Source organism: Aquabacterium sp. TM01, assembly GCF_057808345.1.
This window is the reverse complement of sequence record NZ_AP046529.1, coordinates 709,370-725,909: the sequence shown is the minus strand read 5'-3', so window position 1 is coordinate 725,909 and position 16,540 is coordinate 709,370. Positions and strand designations below refer to the sequence as shown.

At 69.3% G+C, this 16,540-nt stretch carries 14 protein-coding genes; 10 read left to right on the top strand and 4 right to left on the bottom strand.

What is annotated here, in order from left to right:
- Window position 1: 1 nt before the first annotated feature.
- The 5 genes from AC3WW4_RS03325 (at window position 2) to AC3WW4_RS03305 (ending at window position 5,924) form a co-directional block, all read left to right on the top strand.
- A complete protein-coding gene (locus AC3WW4_RS03325; RefSeq protein ID WP_488826974.1) occupies window positions 2-1,162 on the top strand; it encodes an FAD-dependent oxidoreductase in 1,161 nt (386 codons plus the stop codon).
- Window positions 1,163-1,166: 4 nt separating this feature from the next.
- Entirely contained in the window at window positions 1,167-1,391 is a 225-nt protein-coding gene (gene thiS / locus AC3WW4_RS03320) for a sulfur carrier protein ThiS (protein WP_488826973.1), read from the top strand.
- Window positions 1,392-1,395: 4 nt separating this feature from the next.
- Complete coding sequence (locus tag AC3WW4_RS03315) at window positions 1,396-2,217, top strand: thiazole synthase (protein WP_488826972.1); 822 nt, start codon at window positions 1,396-1,398, stop codon at window positions 2,215-2,217.
- Window positions 2,214-3,965, top strand: a complete 1,752-nt coding sequence (locus tag AC3WW4_RS03310; protein WP_488826971.1) for a bifunctional hydroxymethylpyrimidine kinase/phosphomethylpyrimidine kinase — start codon at window positions 2,214-2,216, stop codon at window positions 3,963-3,965. Before AC3WW4_RS03315 ends, AC3WW4_RS03310 begins: the two co-directional genes overlap by 4 nt.
- A 129-nt stretch (window positions 3,966-4,094) precedes the next feature.
- A complete protein-coding gene (locus AC3WW4_RS03305) occupies window positions 4,095-5,924 on the top strand; it encodes a sensor histidine kinase (RefSeq protein ID WP_488826970.1) in 1,830 nt (609 codons plus the stop codon).
- Window positions 5,925-5,938: 14 nt separating this feature from the next.
- Here the strand turns inward: AC3WW4_RS03305 and AC3WW4_RS03300 are convergent, their stop codons facing one another.
- Window positions 5,939-6,409 carry an AtaL-like protein gene (locus tag AC3WW4_RS03300; protein ID WP_488826969.1) on the bottom strand — a complete coding sequence of 157 codons (471 nt, stop codon included), beginning with the start codon at window positions 6,407-6,409 and terminating at the stop codon, window positions 5,939-5,941.
- A 140-nt stretch (window positions 6,410-6,549) separates the two neighbouring features.
- Here AC3WW4_RS03300 and bioB point away from each other — a divergent pair, with 140 nt between their 5' ends.
- Window positions 6,550-7,647, top strand: coding sequence for a biotin synthase BioB (bioB, locus tag AC3WW4_RS03295; protein ID WP_488826968.1), 1,098 nt, complete (start codon window positions 6,550-6,552; stop codon window positions 7,645-7,647).
- Between the two features lie 84 nt (window positions 7,648-7,731).
- On the opposite strand, the gene AC3WW4_RS03290 is transcribed toward bioB, so the two are convergent.
- Window positions 7,732-8,961, bottom strand: a complete 1,230-nt coding sequence (locus AC3WW4_RS03290) for an SGNH/GDSL hydrolase family protein (protein WP_488826967.1) — start codon at window positions 8,959-8,961, stop codon at window positions 7,732-7,734.
- A gap of 229 nt (window positions 8,962-9,190) precedes the next feature.
- On the opposite strand from AC3WW4_RS03290, the gene ppk2 reads away from it, so the two are divergent.
- From ppk2 to pap, 4 genes are all read left to right on the top strand, one after another.
- Window positions 9,191-10,324, top strand: coding sequence for a polyphosphate kinase 2 (gene ppk2 / locus AC3WW4_RS03285; RefSeq protein ID WP_488826966.1), 1,134 nt, complete (start codon window positions 9,191-9,193; stop codon window positions 10,322-10,324).
- Between the two features lie 89 nt (window positions 10,325-10,413).
- A complete protein-coding gene (locus AC3WW4_RS03280; protein ID WP_488826965.1) occupies window positions 10,414-11,271 on the top strand; it encodes a universal stress protein in 858 nt (285 codons plus the stop codon).
- Window positions 11,268-12,845, top strand: a complete 1,578-nt coding sequence (locus AC3WW4_RS03275) for an NYN domain-containing protein (protein ID WP_488826964.1) — start codon at window positions 11,268-11,270, stop codon at window positions 12,843-12,845. The genes AC3WW4_RS03280 and AC3WW4_RS03275 overlap by 4 nt, the downstream gene beginning before the upstream one ends.
- Window positions 12,838-14,475 (top strand): polyphosphate:AMP phosphotransferase, encoded by a 1,638-nt coding sequence (gene pap / locus AC3WW4_RS03270; RefSeq protein WP_488826963.1) that lies wholly within the window; start codon window positions 12,838-12,840, stop codon window positions 14,473-14,475. The genes AC3WW4_RS03275 and pap overlap by 8 nt, the downstream gene beginning before the upstream one ends.
- 3 nt (window positions 14,476-14,478) lie before the next feature.
- Here pap and AC3WW4_RS03265 read toward each other — a convergent pair whose 3' ends face one another.
- A complete protein-coding gene (locus tag AC3WW4_RS03265; RefSeq protein ID WP_488826962.1) occupies window positions 14,479-15,282 on the bottom strand; it encodes an ABC transporter ATP-binding protein in 804 nt (267 codons plus the stop codon).
- A gap of 10 nt (window positions 15,283-15,292) precedes the next feature.
- Window positions 15,293-16,531: an ABC transporter permease gene (locus AC3WW4_RS03260; RefSeq protein ID WP_488826961.1), complete on the bottom strand. Its 1,239-nt coding sequence runs from the start codon at window positions 16,529-16,531 to the stop codon at window positions 15,293-15,295.
- Between the last annotated feature and the right edge of the window lie 9 nt (window positions 16,532-16,540).

Here is a 16,540-nt window from a genome sequence, read left to right as displayed (position 1 = left end):
CATGTCTTGCGAGACCTTGACCTCCTCGCTGCCCCGCATCGGCATTGCCGGTGCGGGCCTGCTGGGGCGCCTGCTGGCCTGGGCCCTGGCCCAGCGCGGCCATGCCGTCAGCGTGTTCGATCCGGCACCGGGCCCGGCGCCCGGCTTTGACGGGCAGGGCGCGGCCGGCTTCACCGCGGCCGGCATGCTCAGCCCGCTGGCCGAGCTGGAGACCGCCGAGCCGGACCTGGCCGCCCGTGGCTGGGACAGCCTGGCACATTGGGAGGCGCTGTGTGCCGGATGGGCGCAACGCCGCGTCGTGCCGCCGTACTTTGCCCGCCGGGGCAGCCTGATGGTGGCGCACCGGCCGGACCTGGGTGCGGCCCACCGCGTACTGAACCGCCTGGCCGCCTTGGCGCAGGAGGCGGCCTGGCCGCAGCAGCCTCAGGCGCTGGACGCGAGCGGCTTGCGCGAAGCCGAGCCCGGCTTGCACAGCAGCCTGGGGCCACTGCATGCCTGGATGCTGCCCGGCGAAGGCCAGATCGATGCCGTGCAGGCGATGCAGACCCTGCACGCCGACGCGCCCGGCGTGCAGTGGCACTGGCAGGCACCCGTCGCCACCGTGAAGCCCGGCGCGCTGGGCGTGAAGGGTGAAACCACGCTGCGGGGGTTCGACTGGGTGTTTGACACCCGCGGCGTGGGTGCCCGCCCCGATGCGCCGGTGCGCGGCGTGCGCGGTGAACTTGTCTGGCTGCATGCGCCGGGGGCGGGACTACACCGTCCGGTGCGTCTGCTGCACCCCCGCCACCGGGTCTACATCGTCCCGCGCCCGGGCGACCTCGTGCTGGTGGGGGCCAGCGAGCTCGAAAGTGAAGACCGCTCGCCCATGTCCCTGCGCAGCGCGGTGGAACTGATGGCAGCCGCCCACAGTGTGCTGCCCGCCTTGGCCGAGGCCCGCATCGTGCGCCTGGACACCAACCTGCGCCCGGCCCTGCCCGACAACCACCCCGAGATCCACACCGAAGCCGGCCTGGTGCGCCTCAACGGCCTGTACCGCCACGGCTGGCTGCTGGCCCCCTCGGTGGTCGATGAGGCCCTGGCGCGCATCGGCCTGGGCACGACGCTGGACATTACCGGCGCCACCGCGCGGCGCCCCCACCCTGTTGCTCCTCTTGCTGTTTGATGCCATGACCGAGCTGATCACCATCCAGAGCGACCACGGCCCCGTGCAGTTGCCCATCGGCAGCACGCTGGCCAGCGCCCTGGCTCACATCCTGAGCCAGACAAACCAGGACGACCACAGCGTCGCGACCGCCGTCAATGGCCAGTTCGTGGCCCGCGCCGCACGCGCCAGCTACCCGCTGGCCGATGGCGATGCGGTGCTGTGTTTTTCACCCATCACCGGAGGCTGAACCGATGTCATCCCCAACCCACCCCGTCGACGACACCTGGCAGATCGGCGAGACCACGCTGAGCAGCCGCTTCCTGTTGGGCACGGCCGGCTACCCGTCCCCGGACGCCCTGCGCCTGGCCATCCTGGCCTCGGGCAGCCAGGTGCTGACCTTGGGCCTCAAGCGCACCCTGGCCGTGCCCGGTGGCGGCGACAACGGCTTTGTGCAGATCATCCGCGACACCGCCCGCGATCACGGCGCCCACCTGCTGCCCAACACCGCCGGTTGCCGCAGCGCCCACGAAGCCATCACCCTGGCCCACATGGCACGGGAGCTGCTGGGCACCCACTGGATCAAGCTGGAGGTGATCGGCGACGAGCAGACCCTGCAGCCCGACCCGTTCGAGCTGGTCGCGGCCGCCGCACAGCTCACCCGCGATGGCTTCGAGGTGCTGCCCTACTGCACCGATGACCTGGTGAGCGCGCGCCGCCTGGTCGATGCGGGCTGCCGCATTCTCATGCCCTGGGCGGCGCCCATCGGCTCGGGCCTGGGCCTGCTCAACCCCTGGGCGCTGCGCACCTTGCGCGCCCGCCTGCCTGACGTCACCCTGATCGTCGACGCCGGCCTGGGCGCACCCTCGCACGCCGCCGCGGCGATGGAGCTGGGCATGGACGCAGTGCTGCTGAACTCGGCGGTGTCGCAGGCGCACGATCCGGTGCGCATGGCCCGCGCCTTCCGTCATGCGGTGCAAGCGGGACGGGACGGCCATCGCGCCGGCCTGATGCCCACCAGCGACGTCGCCATTGCCTCCACCCCAGTGGGCGGCCAACCCTTTGTGCTGCCATGAAGCCCGACCTGCACGCCACGCAGCAGACAGCCCCACGCGCCACCCCGGCGACTGCCCCGCCCACCGAACCCCGTGAACGCCCGCCGGTGATCTGGAGCATCGCGGGCCAGGACACCTCCGGCGGCGCCGGACTGAGTGCGGACCAACGCGCCGCCGATGCCCTGGGGGTGCACCTGTGCCCGGTCGTGAGCGCCTTGACCGCCCAACATTCATGCGGGGTCGACGCCGTATGGCCGGTGCCCGCCGACCAGCTGGCCAGCCAGCTGCACGCGCTGACCGGCGATCTGCCTCCCCGTGCCATCAAGACCGGGCTGCTGGGCAGTGTGGCGGCCATCGAAGCGGTGGCACGCTGGGTGGACCAGGGGCGCGCTCAGACCCCGGCGGGCGTCGATCCGCACCGCCAGCTGGCCCTGATCGTGGACCCGGTGCTGGGGGCCAGCGCGGGCGGCGCCACCTTCAGCGACGAGGCCATCGTGGCCGCCTACCGCACGCTGTTGCTGCCCCGCGCCACCGTGATCACGCCCAACCGGGCCGAAGCCCGGTGCCTGCTGGGCGAGCCCGCCGAACACGGTGGCCCGGCCGAGGCCATCCCGGCGCTGGCCCGCGCCCTGCGGGGCCTCGGGGCACGCAGCGTGGTGATCACCGGAGGAGATGCCCCGACGCGCCCGTGTGGTGCCGCGGCGGCGCACAGCCTGGACTGGCTGGACACGCCCCACGCCCACGGCTGGTTGAGCGCCCCCCGCGTGCCCACGCCCCACACCCACGGTACCGGCTGCACCTTCGCCAGCGCGGTGGCGGCGGCCTGGGCGCTCGGCCACGTCGAGGCCGATGCCATCGTGCTGGCCAAGATGCTCACCCACCACGCGCTGATGCGCTCGCACGCCGCCGGCCAGGGCGCCGGCCCCGTGAAAGCCCACGCCGACTTTGCCGCCGGCGTGCAGGCCGGCGGCGCCCCCCTGCCCTGGCTGGGACTGGGGGAGGCGCTGCCCTGGCAACTGACGCTGGGCCGCCCCGCCGCATGCGCCCCGGCCCCGCTGTTCCAGCCCTTTGCCCCGCCACCCGATGGGCTCTACGGTATCCTGCCGGACAGCGCGCACCTGGGCCACGCGCTGCAGGCGGGCTTGCGCTGCGTGCAGCTGCGCCACAAGGCCCGCGCCGGCTTGTTGCCCCATCTGCACGACAGCCTGGCGCGCTGCCTGGCGGTGGGGGCCCAGCTCTTCATCAACGACCATTGGCGGGAAGCCCTGCAGGCCTGGGCGCGCCGCCCCATCGCGCCCCCAGCGTCCGTGGGCCTGCACCTCGGCCAGGAAGACCTGCTGGCCCTGGATGCCGCCGACCACCGCACCCTGCTGGACGCACGCCAGCACCTCATGCTGGGCCTGAGCTCGCACAGCCTGTGGGAGCTGGCCCGCGCGGCCGGCTGCGGCGCCAGCCTGATCGCCTGTGGGCCGGTCAAGCCCACCACCACCAAGGACATGCCCTGGGTGCCCCAAGGCCCCGAGAACCTGAGCTGGTGGGTGCGCCACAGCCCCGCCCCGGTGGTGGCCATTGGCGGGCTGCTGAGCCCCGACGATGTGCAGGCCGCCGGCCGTTGCCGCCCGGCGGCCGTCTGCGTGGTCCGGGGCCTGGGGCCTGACCGGGCCGCCATGCAGGACCAGGTGCCCCGCCTGCAGCAGGCCTGGCAAGCCGCCCAGCGCTTGCCCCCCTTCTGGACCAGCCTCCCCCATGCCTGCCTGCCAACCGCCTGAGAAAATCGGACAATCCCTGAGCTTGGAGGGTGCCCAAGCGGGCGGACTGTGCATACACTCAATGAACCCACCCGAGACCCTCGGCCTGCTTGCGCGAGCCCCGTGTCTGGGCCTGCCCGCCTCCGCTGCATGACCTCACGCTCGCCATCAGTCCGTCCCCACGCCATTCGATGGAGCCACCTCACGCTGTTCGGGCTCCCGCTGCTCGTCCTCGTGATGGTGGGTGCGCTGGCGATGGCGGCCGTGCAGATCCAGGCTGCCGTCCGGGCCTACGAACTCAGCACCAACCAGACGGCCAGCGCCCAAGCCCAGGCCATCAGCGCCCTGCTGCGCTACGCCCGCAGCCACACCGAGGCCGACTGGGCCCGCTACCGCGAGGCCATGCGCCTGCCCGACAGCGCACGCCAGACCCGTGATCTGCTGCGCCAGTACGGCCCGGAGGGTCTGCCGCAGGTTGAAACACTGATGGTCGAGGCCGGCCGCCATCCGGACGACGTGGCAGCCATGCTCAGGCTGTACCGCTGGTTCGGCACACGCTTCATGAACCCCACCACCCGTGACGCCTGGCGCCAGACCGACGCGCAGATGCGGCAACTGGACCAGGAGGCCCTGCGCCTGCGCGTGCTTGCCCAGCATGACGCCAGCCCCGACGACATCGACACCACCCTGCGACGCATCGACGTGCTGGAGGTGAGCATGCACGACACGGCCCGCCGCCTCGCCCTCTCGTGGGCCAAGGCCTCGCGCACGACCACCACCGTGCTGCTGACCGGCATCGCGCTCATCACCACCGTCCTGGCCCTCGGCAGTGCGCTGCTGATCTGGCGCACCCTCCAGCAGCAAAGTCGCCACACCCGCTCGCTGACCGAGGCACGCCGGCGCTGGGAGCTGGCCTCCAGTGCGGCCGGGCTGGGCCTCTACCAGATGGACGCCGCCACCGGCACCATCCAGCTCGACGGCGCGGCGGCGGCCATGCACGGGCTGGGCCCCCAGGCCGTCTCCTTGACGCGGGCCGCGCTGCGCACCCTCATCGTGGAAGAGGACACCCAGCGCACCCAGAACGAGGTGGATGAGGTCTTGCGGGACGGGCAGGACTACCGGATCACCTACCGTGTGCGCCACCCGGATGGCCCGGTGCGCACGCTGGAAGCCTGTGGCCGACGCCTCTCGCCGGACAGCGGCAGCAGTGCCGCCCTGATCGGCGTGCTGAGGGATGTGACCGACGCCGCACACCAGGCCGAGCAGGCCTTGAAACGCGAAGCCGCCGAGCGGGTGGCCCAGGCGCAGCGGGCCTTCCTCTCACGCCTGAGCCACGAGTTGCGCACGCCACTGAACGCGATCCTGGGCTTTGCGCAACTGCTGGGACTCGCTGAGCGCCCCGCCTTGGCCGAGGCCCAGCGCCAGCAGGTGCACTGGATTTTGACGGCCGGTCAGCAGTTGCTGGCCCTGATCGAAGACGTGCTCGACCTCTCGAAAGTGGAGGCGGGCGAGATCACCCTGCACCTGAGCAGCGTGGACGTGAACGCCCTGGTACGCGAGTGTCTGCCCCTGCTCGATGCCGCGCGCCAAGCGCACCAGGTCACCATCCTGAACCGGGCGGCCGACACCCCCTTGTGCGCACAGGTCGACCCCCAGCGCCTGCGCCAGATCGTCATCAACCTGCTGAGCAATGCCTGCAAGTACAACCGCACCCGGGGGCATGCCACGATCGACACCCGGCAGGAGGGCGACGACATCGTGATCGACATCGGAGACGACGGCATCGGCATGTGCGCCGAAGACGCGGCCCAGCTCTTTCAGCCCTTCAAACGCTTGCCCTCGGCCATGAACCACGCCGAGGGCACCGGCCTGGGGCTCTACATCGTCAAGCAACTGGTGGAGCGCATGCAAGGCAGCGTGAGCGTGGTGAGCGAGCCGGGCGTGGGCACCCGCTTCACCGTGCGCCTGCCAGCAGCCTGACGCTCAACGCGGGCTCACAGCCCCTCGTCCGACAGCCACTGACGCAGCGTGCGCACCATGTCGCGGTCGCTGTGCAGCCACGCGTTGTGACGGTAGTCGTTGTAGTAGCGCTCTTCGTCGCTCTGTTCGGCCAATGCTTCGTAGATGAAGCGCAGGAGCATTCGCCCCGGCTGCGGCTCTTCGATGCGGATGGTCAGGCGGATCGGGGCGGTGCCGCCGTGGGCCTCGGGTGTGAACACCAGTTCGGCGTGAGGCTGGGTCACCACCACATCGTTGAGGATGTGCGGGCCGAACACCACGGTGCGCGCATAGACCCCTGGCTCGGTTTCGCGCCAGGTGCAGGACTCCGGCCCCATGGGGAAACGCTGCGGCTGCTGAACGCGCAGCATCAGGCCCTGCCAAAGCTGTTCGCGCGTGAACGTGGGCGCCACGAGCTGCAGGCTCTCGGCGGGAGCATTGACTTCGATGAGGTGTTCAAAACGCATGGGGCGAAGCTTACCCCTGACGCGAATACCCACTCACGTCAACGTGTTGCGAATGACGTCAACACAGTCACCTACCAAGGAGACTAAACTGGCACCCGCTTGTGTTTCAACTCCAGCCGCGTTCAGGCGCGGACCTCGCCATGTCCCAGTGCACGACCCCGTCTTCTGCTGCCCCGGCCTCCGACACCTCGGCCAAGCCCATCCAGCTGGTGCCCAAGAAGTCCGTGCTCAACAGCCACGGCTGTGGCGGTGACTGTACCGACCCGGATTTCGCCGATGGCCGATGGCCGCGTGCGAAGGTGCTGGCGTTGTTCAACCTGCCGTTCAACGACCTGCTCTGGCAGGCCCAGCAGGTGCACCGCGCCCATTGGGACGCCAACGAGATCGAACACGCCACCCTGCTGTCGGTGAAAACCGGCGGCTGCCCGGAAGACTGCGGCTACTGCCCGCAATCGGCGTCCTACGACACCGGCGTGGAGGCCAGCAAGCTGATGTCCCCCGACGAAGTGCGCGAGGCCGTCGTGGCCGCGCGTGACGCCGGCGCCAGCCGCTTCTGCATGGGTGCCGCCTGGCGTGCCCCGAAAGACCGCGACATCGAGAAGGTGGCCGAACTGATCGGCGTGATCAAGCAAGAAGGCCTGGAAGCCTGCTGCACGCTGGGCATGCTGACCGACACCCAAGCCCAATCTCTGAAAGACGCTGGCCTCGACTATTACAACCACAACCTCGACACCGCCCCCGAGCTGTACGGCGACATCATCACCACGCGGGACCTGGAAGACCGCCTGGACACGCTGGCACATGTGCGCAAGGCCAACCTGAAGGTGTGCAGCGGCGGCATCGTCGGCATGGGCGAGACACGTGAAGGCCGCGCCGGCCTGATCGCCCAGCTGGCCAACCTGCCGGTGTTCCCCGAGTCGGTGCCCATCAACGACCTGGTGCGCGTGCCCGGCACCCCGCTGGCCGAAACCCCGCAGCTCGACCCGCTGGAGTTCGTGCGCACCATCGCGGTAGCCCGCATCACCATGCCCACGGCGCGCGTGCGCCTGTCGGCGGGTCGCCAGGCCATGAGCGAGGCTGTGCAGGCCATGTGCTTCCTGGCGGGCGCCAACTCCATCTTTTACGGCGACAAGCTGCTGACCACCGGCAACCCCGAGTTCGACAAGGACCAGGCGCTGATGGCCAAGCTGGGCCTCAAGAGCGGCAAGGCCGTGACAGCCAAGGCACAGGCGGCCTGAGTCTGAGGAGTCCTTGACGTGACGACGGGGCCCTTGGGCCCCGTTGGTGTTTCTGAGACGCCGAGCAGGCGCTGGATCACGTGCTCACAGCCAACCAGCGGTACGCAGGCGCTGGGTCACGACATCGGCCAGCAACTCGTGGCCACGGGGTGTCGGGTGGAAGTTGTCGGCGAACAGGTAGGTGGTCCACCAGGTGGTGCCGGTGGCATTGGCCGAGGGCGTGATGGTGGCGGCGTAGCTGTCGTTGCAGGCCTGCACCACCGCAGGCGTGTTCAGCGAGGTGCTGCCTGCCGTTGCCGGAGTGGGTGTATACGCCGTGGACCGGGCATACGTCTCATCACACACCGTGTGGGTGATGTTGGTCAGCCCATATTGCGCGGGCTGTGCCATCTGCGCATTGAAGGCCGCATAGAAGTCGGCCACCACCACCTGCCCCGCCAGTTGCTGAACCTCCTGGGCCAGGGTGGTGTTGTAGGCGTTGATCCAGGCGCGGACCAGTGTGCGCACATTGGTGGCCTGCGTCGCCCCACCGGGGCCTGCCGCGATCTGCGCCAACGTGGCCTCAAAGCGCGGCGTGAGGGTGACATCCAGGGTGTTGAGGATCAAGACGCGGCGTGCACCCCGTTGGATGGCGTTCGTCCGCACCGAGGCCACCAGCGTCCTGGCGAGCTGCTGCATGTAGGCCGTCCCGGCCGCCAGACCGCCGTCGGTGGCCAGAACCCCAGCACCGGCCACGGCGCCGCCATCGTTCAGAAGCGCGGTGATGACCTGTTTGAACAGCGTCGTCGGGCTCAAGGTGACCGCCGTTTGCGCATCGGTCAGGTAGGCCGTCGCCAGGGTGGCGGTGTCATTGGCCGAGCCTTCGCCCACGATCAAGAGATCACCCCAGGCAAAGCCCTGACTTCCCAGGTTCACCAACTGACGCAGTTGAGACGCGGGCACCGAGGGCGCCGCGGTGAACAGGTCGTTGACGCTGTCGCTGTTCGTGTCCGAAAACACACCGTAGTTGATGCCCGCCCCGGCCACCGCATGGTTGGTGCACCCGGCTTGGGGCGTGAAGGTGCTGGGGGCAGTGAAGCGGTAGGCCGCGCACAGCGCCGGCAGGCCGTAGGCAGTCGCCACCCGCTCCGGGTACACCTGATAGGGTGTGCCCCCCGCCGCCTGCACGGTGAACTTGAACCCAAAGGTGCCCGAGTCCGCCAGGCTGGCCCCCACCACCTTGAGCGCGGTCACGCGGTTGGTCCCGCTGTCGCCGCCGCCACAGGCGGCCAGAAGGCTGGCGGCCGCCAGCGCGGCAATCATGAAACGCTTCATTTTGTCTCCCTTGTTGGCTCTGCGAAGGTCATCAGGGATTCTCAGGACCCGCCCCCCCCAAGGCATCAGGGAAAACGTTCAGAGCAGCCATGCCCCAGGATCTGCCCTCTTTTTGTTTCGCCCCCGAGGTGGAATAAATGAGCAATCCAGGCAGCCATCCCGTTCATTCAGAGGGCATCGGAGTACGCTTGCTTTTTGTTTCACCCAGACCACACGGAGACGTTCCTCGATGGCCGCGCCCACTTCCTCGCCTCGCTCACGCCGCCCCTCATCACGTCGCGCCACGGCCGGCGACATCAGCACCGCGCTGACCCCTGAGGGTCTGGCACTGCAGGTGGCCGCCCAGGCCACCGAAGCGAGGCAGATCGCCCAGGTCGAGGCCTTGCGTGACATCGTCACGCAAACGCCCCCCGCCACCCTGGCCCAGGCCTTGGAGTCGGTGCTGAAAGGCGCCTCGCCCGACGACGCCGAGGTGCTGCGCGCCGCCCTCAAGGGCATGCTGGACGAGCCCGAGGTGACGGTGCACCCCGATGAGGCGCTCAGCCCGCAATGGCGCGATGCGACGGCCTACCCCTATCGCAACCTGATGGCCCGCAAGAGCTATGAGAAGCAAAAATACCGCCTGCAGGTCGAACTGCTCAAGCTGCAGGCCTGGGTGAAGACCACGGGGCAGAAGGTCGTGATCCTGTTTGAAGGGCGCGATGCGGCGGGCAAGGGTGGCACCATCAAACGCATGATGGAGCACCTCAACCCGCGTGGCGCCCGCGTGGTCGCGCTGGAAAAGCCCAGCGACGTCGAGCGCGGTCAGTGGTACTTCCAACGCTATGTGCAGCACCTGCCTACCGCCGGCGAGATCGTGCTGTTCGACCGCAGCTGGTACAACCGCGCAGGCGTGGAAAAGGTGATGGGCTTTTGCTCGGATGCCGAGTACAAGGAGTTCATGCGCCAGGCGCCCGAGTTCGAGCGCAACCTCGTGCGCTCGGGCGTGCACCTGATCAAGTTCTGGTTCTCGGTGAGCCGCGACGAGCAACGCCGCCGTTTCAAGGAACGCGAGACCCACCCGCTCAAGCAGTGGAAGCTCTCGCCCGTGGACCTGGCCTCGCTCGACAAGTGGGACGACTACACCCGCGCCAAGGAAGCCATGTTCTTCCACACCGACACGGCCGATGCCCCCTGGACGGTGATCAAGAGCGATTGCAAGAAGCGCGCACGCCTCAATGGCATGCGCTATGTGCTGCACAAGCTGCCTTACACCAACAAGGACATGAGCCATGTGCCCATGCCCGACCCACTGCTGGTGGGCCGCGCCAATGTGGTCTATGAAGAGGGCGAACACGACAGCGACTCGCCCGACAAGGCCTGAGCCCATCCCCAAGACCACGCCATGCTGGCCTGGGGGCACAGGCGAGACACCACATAGAATTTCGACGCCCCCACAGACAAAGAGCACACATGAACAAGGTCTACGCCTGCATTGACGGTCACACCAACACCCCTGCCGTGATCGATGCGGCCGCCTGGTCGGCCCGCCGGCTGTCCCTGCCCCTGGTGCTGGCCCATGTGGTCGAGCCGCAGGTCAGCCTGTCCCTGGGCACCGATGCGAACGGCGCCATTGGCCTGGGGGCGCCCGACGTCTTGTTGCAGCAACTCGGCGAACTCGACGCCCAACGCAGCCAGATCGCCCAGGAAGCCGGCCGCCGCATGGTCAGCGCCGCGCAGGCGCACGCCAGCGAAGCCGGGGTGCGCGAGGTGGACAGCGTGGTGCGCCAGGACGAACTGAGCGAGGCCGCACTGGCCTGGCAGAACGATGCGCGCCTGTTTGTGCTGGGCCAGAACCGCCAGCCGACCACGCGCGGTCGCCGCCACCTCGATCACCACATCGAGCGCTTGGTGCGCAGCGTCAGCCGCACGGTGCTGGTGGTGCCCAGCGAGACTTTCACCGCCCCCGACCAGATCGTGGTCGCCTACGACGGCAGCCCCACCGCTCAGCGCGTGGTCGAGCGCCTCGCCGCCAGCCCCATCCTCACCGGCCTGCCAGTCACTTTGCTGATGGTGGGCACCGACACGCCGGATCACCGCGCCACCTTGCTGACCGCGCGCCAGAAGCTGGAAGCCGACGGCCGCCGCGTCGAGTCCCTGCTGTCGCCCGGCGTGCCGGAAACCGAGATCCTGGCCTTGCTGGGCCAGCGGCCGCACAGCCTGCTGGCGATGGGGGCCTACGGACACTCGCGCATCCGCGAGTTCATCGTGGGCAGCACGACCACCACCCTGCTGCGCCTGAGCCCGGTCCCGGTGATGGTGCTGCGATGAGCACGGTGCCCGCTTTGAAATCGGCGCTGTTTGTCGACTTTGACAATGTGTACTCCGGGCTGCGCCGCCTGGACGTGGCCTATGCCGAGGCTTTCGCCAGCGACCCGCTGCGCTGGCTCAACTGGGTCACCACCCAGCTGGCGATGCCACTGGCCCCCGAGGCGCCGGTGCAGCGGCGCATCCTGGTGCGGCGCTGCTACCTCAACCCGGTGATGTACCAGCGCTTTCGCTTTGGTTTCAGCAAGGCGGGCTTCGAGATCATCGACTGCCCGCCCATGACCTCGGCGGGCAAGACCAGCACCGACATCCACATGGTGCTGGACATGGTGGACGTGCTGCAAAGCCCCACGCACTACGACGAGTTCATCGTGTTCTCGGCCGATGCCGATTTCACGCCCGTTCTGCGCAAGCTGCGCCGCGACGACCGCCGCACCACCATCTTCGCGGCGGGGGCCACCTCGGCGTCCTACGACGCCTCGTCCGACCTGATCATCGACCCGGACGCCTTCGTCAGCGAGGCCCTGGGCTTTGGCGACGAAGACAGCACCCCCACCGCCCCCCCGGACTTCGAGAGCTTGCTGGCCCAGGCCGAGGCCCTGATCTGGTCAGTGATGGACAAATCGCCCGAGCCCATCATGCTGCCCGCGCTCACGCGCATCCTGGCCACCCAGGTGCCGGGTCTGACCGATTCGCGCTGGGCCGGGCGCGGCACCTTCACGGGCTTTCTGCGCGACCTGACGCTGGACCCGCTGCGCATCGACCGCGAGAACAACTGGCTGTATGACCCGCGCCGCCTGCGGGGGGCCGGTGGTGCCGTGCCCCCCGAGGCCCCTCGCAGCGCGCGGGCGGAAGCACCGCACAGCCCCATCGCGACCGCATCGACGGCCGCCGCCCCCCTGTCCGACCCGCGCGCGCAGATCGAGCGCCTGCTGGTCGACGCCGTGGCCAGCTCGGCCCGCCCGGTGGCCGTGGCCCGACTGGCGCATCTGGTGCGCCAGCACGTGCCCGGCATCGACACCGACTGGCTGGGACACGGCACCTTCAAGCGCCTGCTGGAGACCCTGCACCCGCCGGGGGTCGAGATCTCGTGGTCGCACCTGGGCGGGCATGCACTGGACCCGCAGCGCCACGCGCCTGACTTTTTGAGCCAGTCGGCCGCCACGGCGGGCGACCTGCCCTCGCTCGATCCGCGTTGGCCGCAGGTGGCGCCCATGCTGCAGGTGGCCAACCTGCCCGCCATGCCCGGCTACAAGTACCGCGCCGTGCTGCAGGCCCTGTCCGCCGCCCTGGCCGAAGGCCCCTATGCCCTGGCCAGCACCAGCAAGCGCATCCACGAGCTGTGCCTGGACGCACAGGTGAGCGTGAGCCGGCCCGACATCCATGCGCTGCTGCGGGCGTTGCTGTTCAATGGCTTTGATCCGACGAGCGCCCCAACCGCGTTTGACGACCTCGTGGCCACCACCTGCGGGGTGGCGCTGGCCGCGTGCGAGCGCGAGGGCATGACCATCAGCGACGCCGACCGGGCCGCCTTGCTGGGCTGGGTGGTGAGCGAGCAGGAGAAGCACGATGTTTGAATCGGCCGCCATCGGGCACAAGATCAGCAAGGACGTGTACCGCGCCGAGGTGCCGGCCTTGCGCGCCGCGCTGCTGGACGCGCAGATCGAGCTGTACCAGCGCAAGAAGATGCCCGTGCTGGTGCTCATCAGCGGACAGGATGGCTCGGGCAAGGGCGAAACCATCAACCTGCTCTACGAATGGATGGACCCGCGCTTCCTGTCCACCCTGGCGTTTGCCGCCCCCACCGACGAGGAGCGCGAGCGCCCCCTGATGTGGCGTTACTGGCGCTCGCTGCCGCCCAAGGGCCGCATCGGCATCTTCGCGGGCTCCTGGTATTCGGACCCGATCCGCGAGCGCCTGCTGGGCCACCTTTCGCTCAAGGAGCTGGACGCGCGCGCCGACCAGATCAACCGCTTCGAGGCCATGCTGGCCAACGAGGGCGCGCTGGTGCTGAAGTTCTGGTTCCACCTGACCAAGGACGCGCAGCGTCAGCGCCTGAAGTCGCTGGCGAGCGACCCGCGCACCGCCTGGCGCGTGACGCAGTGGAACTGGGACCGGCTCAAGACCTTTGACAAGCTGCAAGATGCCGCCGGCCACATGCTGCGCATGACCAACACGCCGCAAGCGCCGTGGGTGGTGCTGGACGGCAGCGACGACCGCTACCGCAACCTGACGGTGGGCAAGGTGATGCTGGACGCGATCCGCGCCCGCCTGGCCAGCCCCGATTCCCCCCGCCCGCCGGTGGCCCCGATGGTGCGCGTGGACACCGACGGGCGCAATGTGCTGACCGAGCTGGACCTAAGCCTGAAGATGGAGGAACGCCAGTACGAGAGCGAGCTGTCACGCTGGCAGGCCCGCCTGTTCGAGCTGATGCGCGATCCGCGCTTCAAGGACCGCGCCCTCGTGTGTGCGTTTGAAGGGGCCGATGCCGCGGGCAAGGGCGGCGCCATCCGGCGCATCTCCTCGGCGCTGGACGCGAGGCAGTACCAGATCGTGCCGGTGGCCGCCCCCACCGAGGCCGAAAAAGCGCAGCCCTATCTGTGGCGCTTCTGGCACCACCTGCCGCGCCGCGGGCATCTGACCATTTTTGACCGTACCTGGTATGGGCGCGTGCTGGTTGAGCGCGTGGAAGGCTTTTGCAGCGAGAACGACTGGCTGCGCGCCTACAACGAGATCAACGACTTCGAGCACGAGCTGAGCGCGGCCGGCATCATCGTGGTCAAGTTCTGGCTGCAGACCAGCCGCGACGAGCAGTTGCGCCGCTTTGAAGAGCGCGCCAAGGTGCCCTTCAAGCAGTTCAAGATCACGGAAGAGGACTGGCGCAACCGCGAGAAATGGGATGCCTACCAGCAGGCCGTGTGCGACATGGTCGAGCGCACGAGCACCGGCGAAGCGCCCTGGACCCTGGTCGAGTCAGACGACAAGCGCTATGCGCGGGTCAAAATCCTGCGCACCCTGTGCGAGCGCCTGGAGGCCGAACTGGAGCGGGGCATCCCCGGCGGCAAGGCCGGTGGGCTGCCCTCGGGCGTCTGGGACGAGGCCCGTGCGCCACGCCCCTCCGGCGACAAGCCGCACAAGAGCGTCGGCAAGGACAAGTCCAAGGGCAAGGGCAAGGGCAAGAAAAAGAAGGCCCGCAAAGACGCCTGACGCTCACGCCGGATCGGGCACACCATCGCGGGCCACCGCGCCATCAACAAGCTCGATCACCCGGTCGCAACGGGCGGCCAGCCGAGGGTCATGGGTGACGATGAGGAAGGTGGTGCCCACCTGGTCGTGGATGCGCCGCATCAGCGCAAACACCTCGCTGGACGAGGCCGTGTCGAGATTGCCGGTGGGCTCGTCGGCCAGCACCAGCTTGGGCTCAAGCATGAGCGCGCGCGCCATGGCCACCCGTTGCTGCATACCGCCTGACAGGGCGCCGGGCACGCGGTCCATGGCCTGTGCCAGGCCCACGGCGTCGAGCAGGCTGCGAGCGCGCTCGCGTTCCTGCGCGCCAATGCGCCCGTCGCGGGCCAGCACCGGCAGCAGCACGTTTTCGAGCGCGGTGAAGGCGGGCAGCAGGTGGTGGAACTGGAAGACAAAGCCCAGGGTGTCGCGGCGCAGGCGGGTCAGGGCCTCGTCGTCGAGCGCGGTCACGGACGCACCGTCGAGCACGTAGCGGCCCCCGGTGGCTGGCTCCAGCAGGCCCAGGATGTTGAGCAAGGTGCTCTTGCCCGAGCCGGAGGGGCCGATCAGGGCGGCAAACTCGCCGGTGTTCAGGCGCAGGTTCAGGCCGTGCAGCACCTCGGTTTCGTTGGGCTGACCGACGTTGTAGCGCTTGCGCAGGTCTGAAAGCACCACGAGGTCGCGACCCGCTTGTGACGGGGAGGAAGACGTTGCCGCAGACGGCTCGGGCCGGGCGGGCGATGACGGCGATGCGGGCATGGCAGGCTGTGTGGAGAGAAGCTGGCTCATGGCGTGCGCCTCACATCCGAATGGCCTGCGCCGGGTCCATGTGCGCGGCCCGGCGGGCCGGGGCCACGGCCGCCAGCACGCCGGCCACAATGGTCACGAGCACGATCTGCACGGCCATGGCGGGCGGCAAGGTGATGGCGAACAGCGGCAGGCCGTCCGAGCCTTTGACGAAGGCGGTGAAACCGGCGATCAGGCCGGCCGCCAGCAAGACGCCGAGCAAGGAACCGAGCGTGGCCACCAGCACGCCTTGCAGCAGGAACACGCGCAGGATCTGGCCGCGGGTGGTGCCCATGGCCCGCAAGATGCCGATTTCGCGCTGCTTTTGCACCACCGACACCACCAGCACGCTGGCGATGCCCAGCACCACCACCAGCATCACCACCGTGCGGATCACGGCGGTGCTGACGCTCTGCGCACGCAAGGCCGAGACCAGCTGGGCATTGGCCTCCTGCCAGCTTTCGACCTTGTTGGGCAGCTCGCGCGCCAGGCCCTGGGCCAGGGTCTGGGCGGTCCAGACGTCGTCCAGGCGCAGGTCGATCTGGGTCACGCCGCCAGGCAGGTTCAGCAGGGTCTGCGCCGAGCGCAGCGGCACCAGCACCATGCGGCGGTTGAGGTCCTTGATGCCCAGGTCCACCAGGCCGGTCAGGCGCACGGTGTCGCGGCGCTCGTTGATGACCACGGTGATGCGGTCGCCCACGCGCACGCCCAGGTCGTCGGCCAGGGTCTGGCCGATGATGGCCTCGCCCGGCGCCAGGGTGAGTTGGCCCGCCACCAGTTTGCTGCGCAGGTTGACGATGCGGTCGTAGCGGCTGAGCTCGACGCCGGACAGGGCGATGGCGCGGGTGGCCTCGCCACGCTGGGCCAGTGCCGCGCCCGAGGTCATGGGGGACACGGCCGAGACGCCTGGACGCTGGGCCAGCAAGGCGGCAATCGCTTGCCAGTTGGTGATGGTCTGCAGACGCTGGGCGCGCGCCTGGGTGTCGCGCCAGCGCAAGGCACCGGGTTGCGGCGGCAGGGCCGGGGTCACGCGCTCGTCGAGCGGGGAGACGCTGACGTGGGCCTGCGCGCCCAGGGTCTTTTCCAGGGTGTTGCGCTGCAGGCCGGTGATGAGGGCCGAGATGTAGGCCACCACGGCCACGCCGGCGGCCACGCCCACGATGATGAGCAGGCTCTGGAAACGCCCCTCGGTGAGGAAGCGCACGGCCACCCGCCATTCGAAGCCCAGCGCAGAGAGGGTCGGGAGGCGCACGACAAAGTC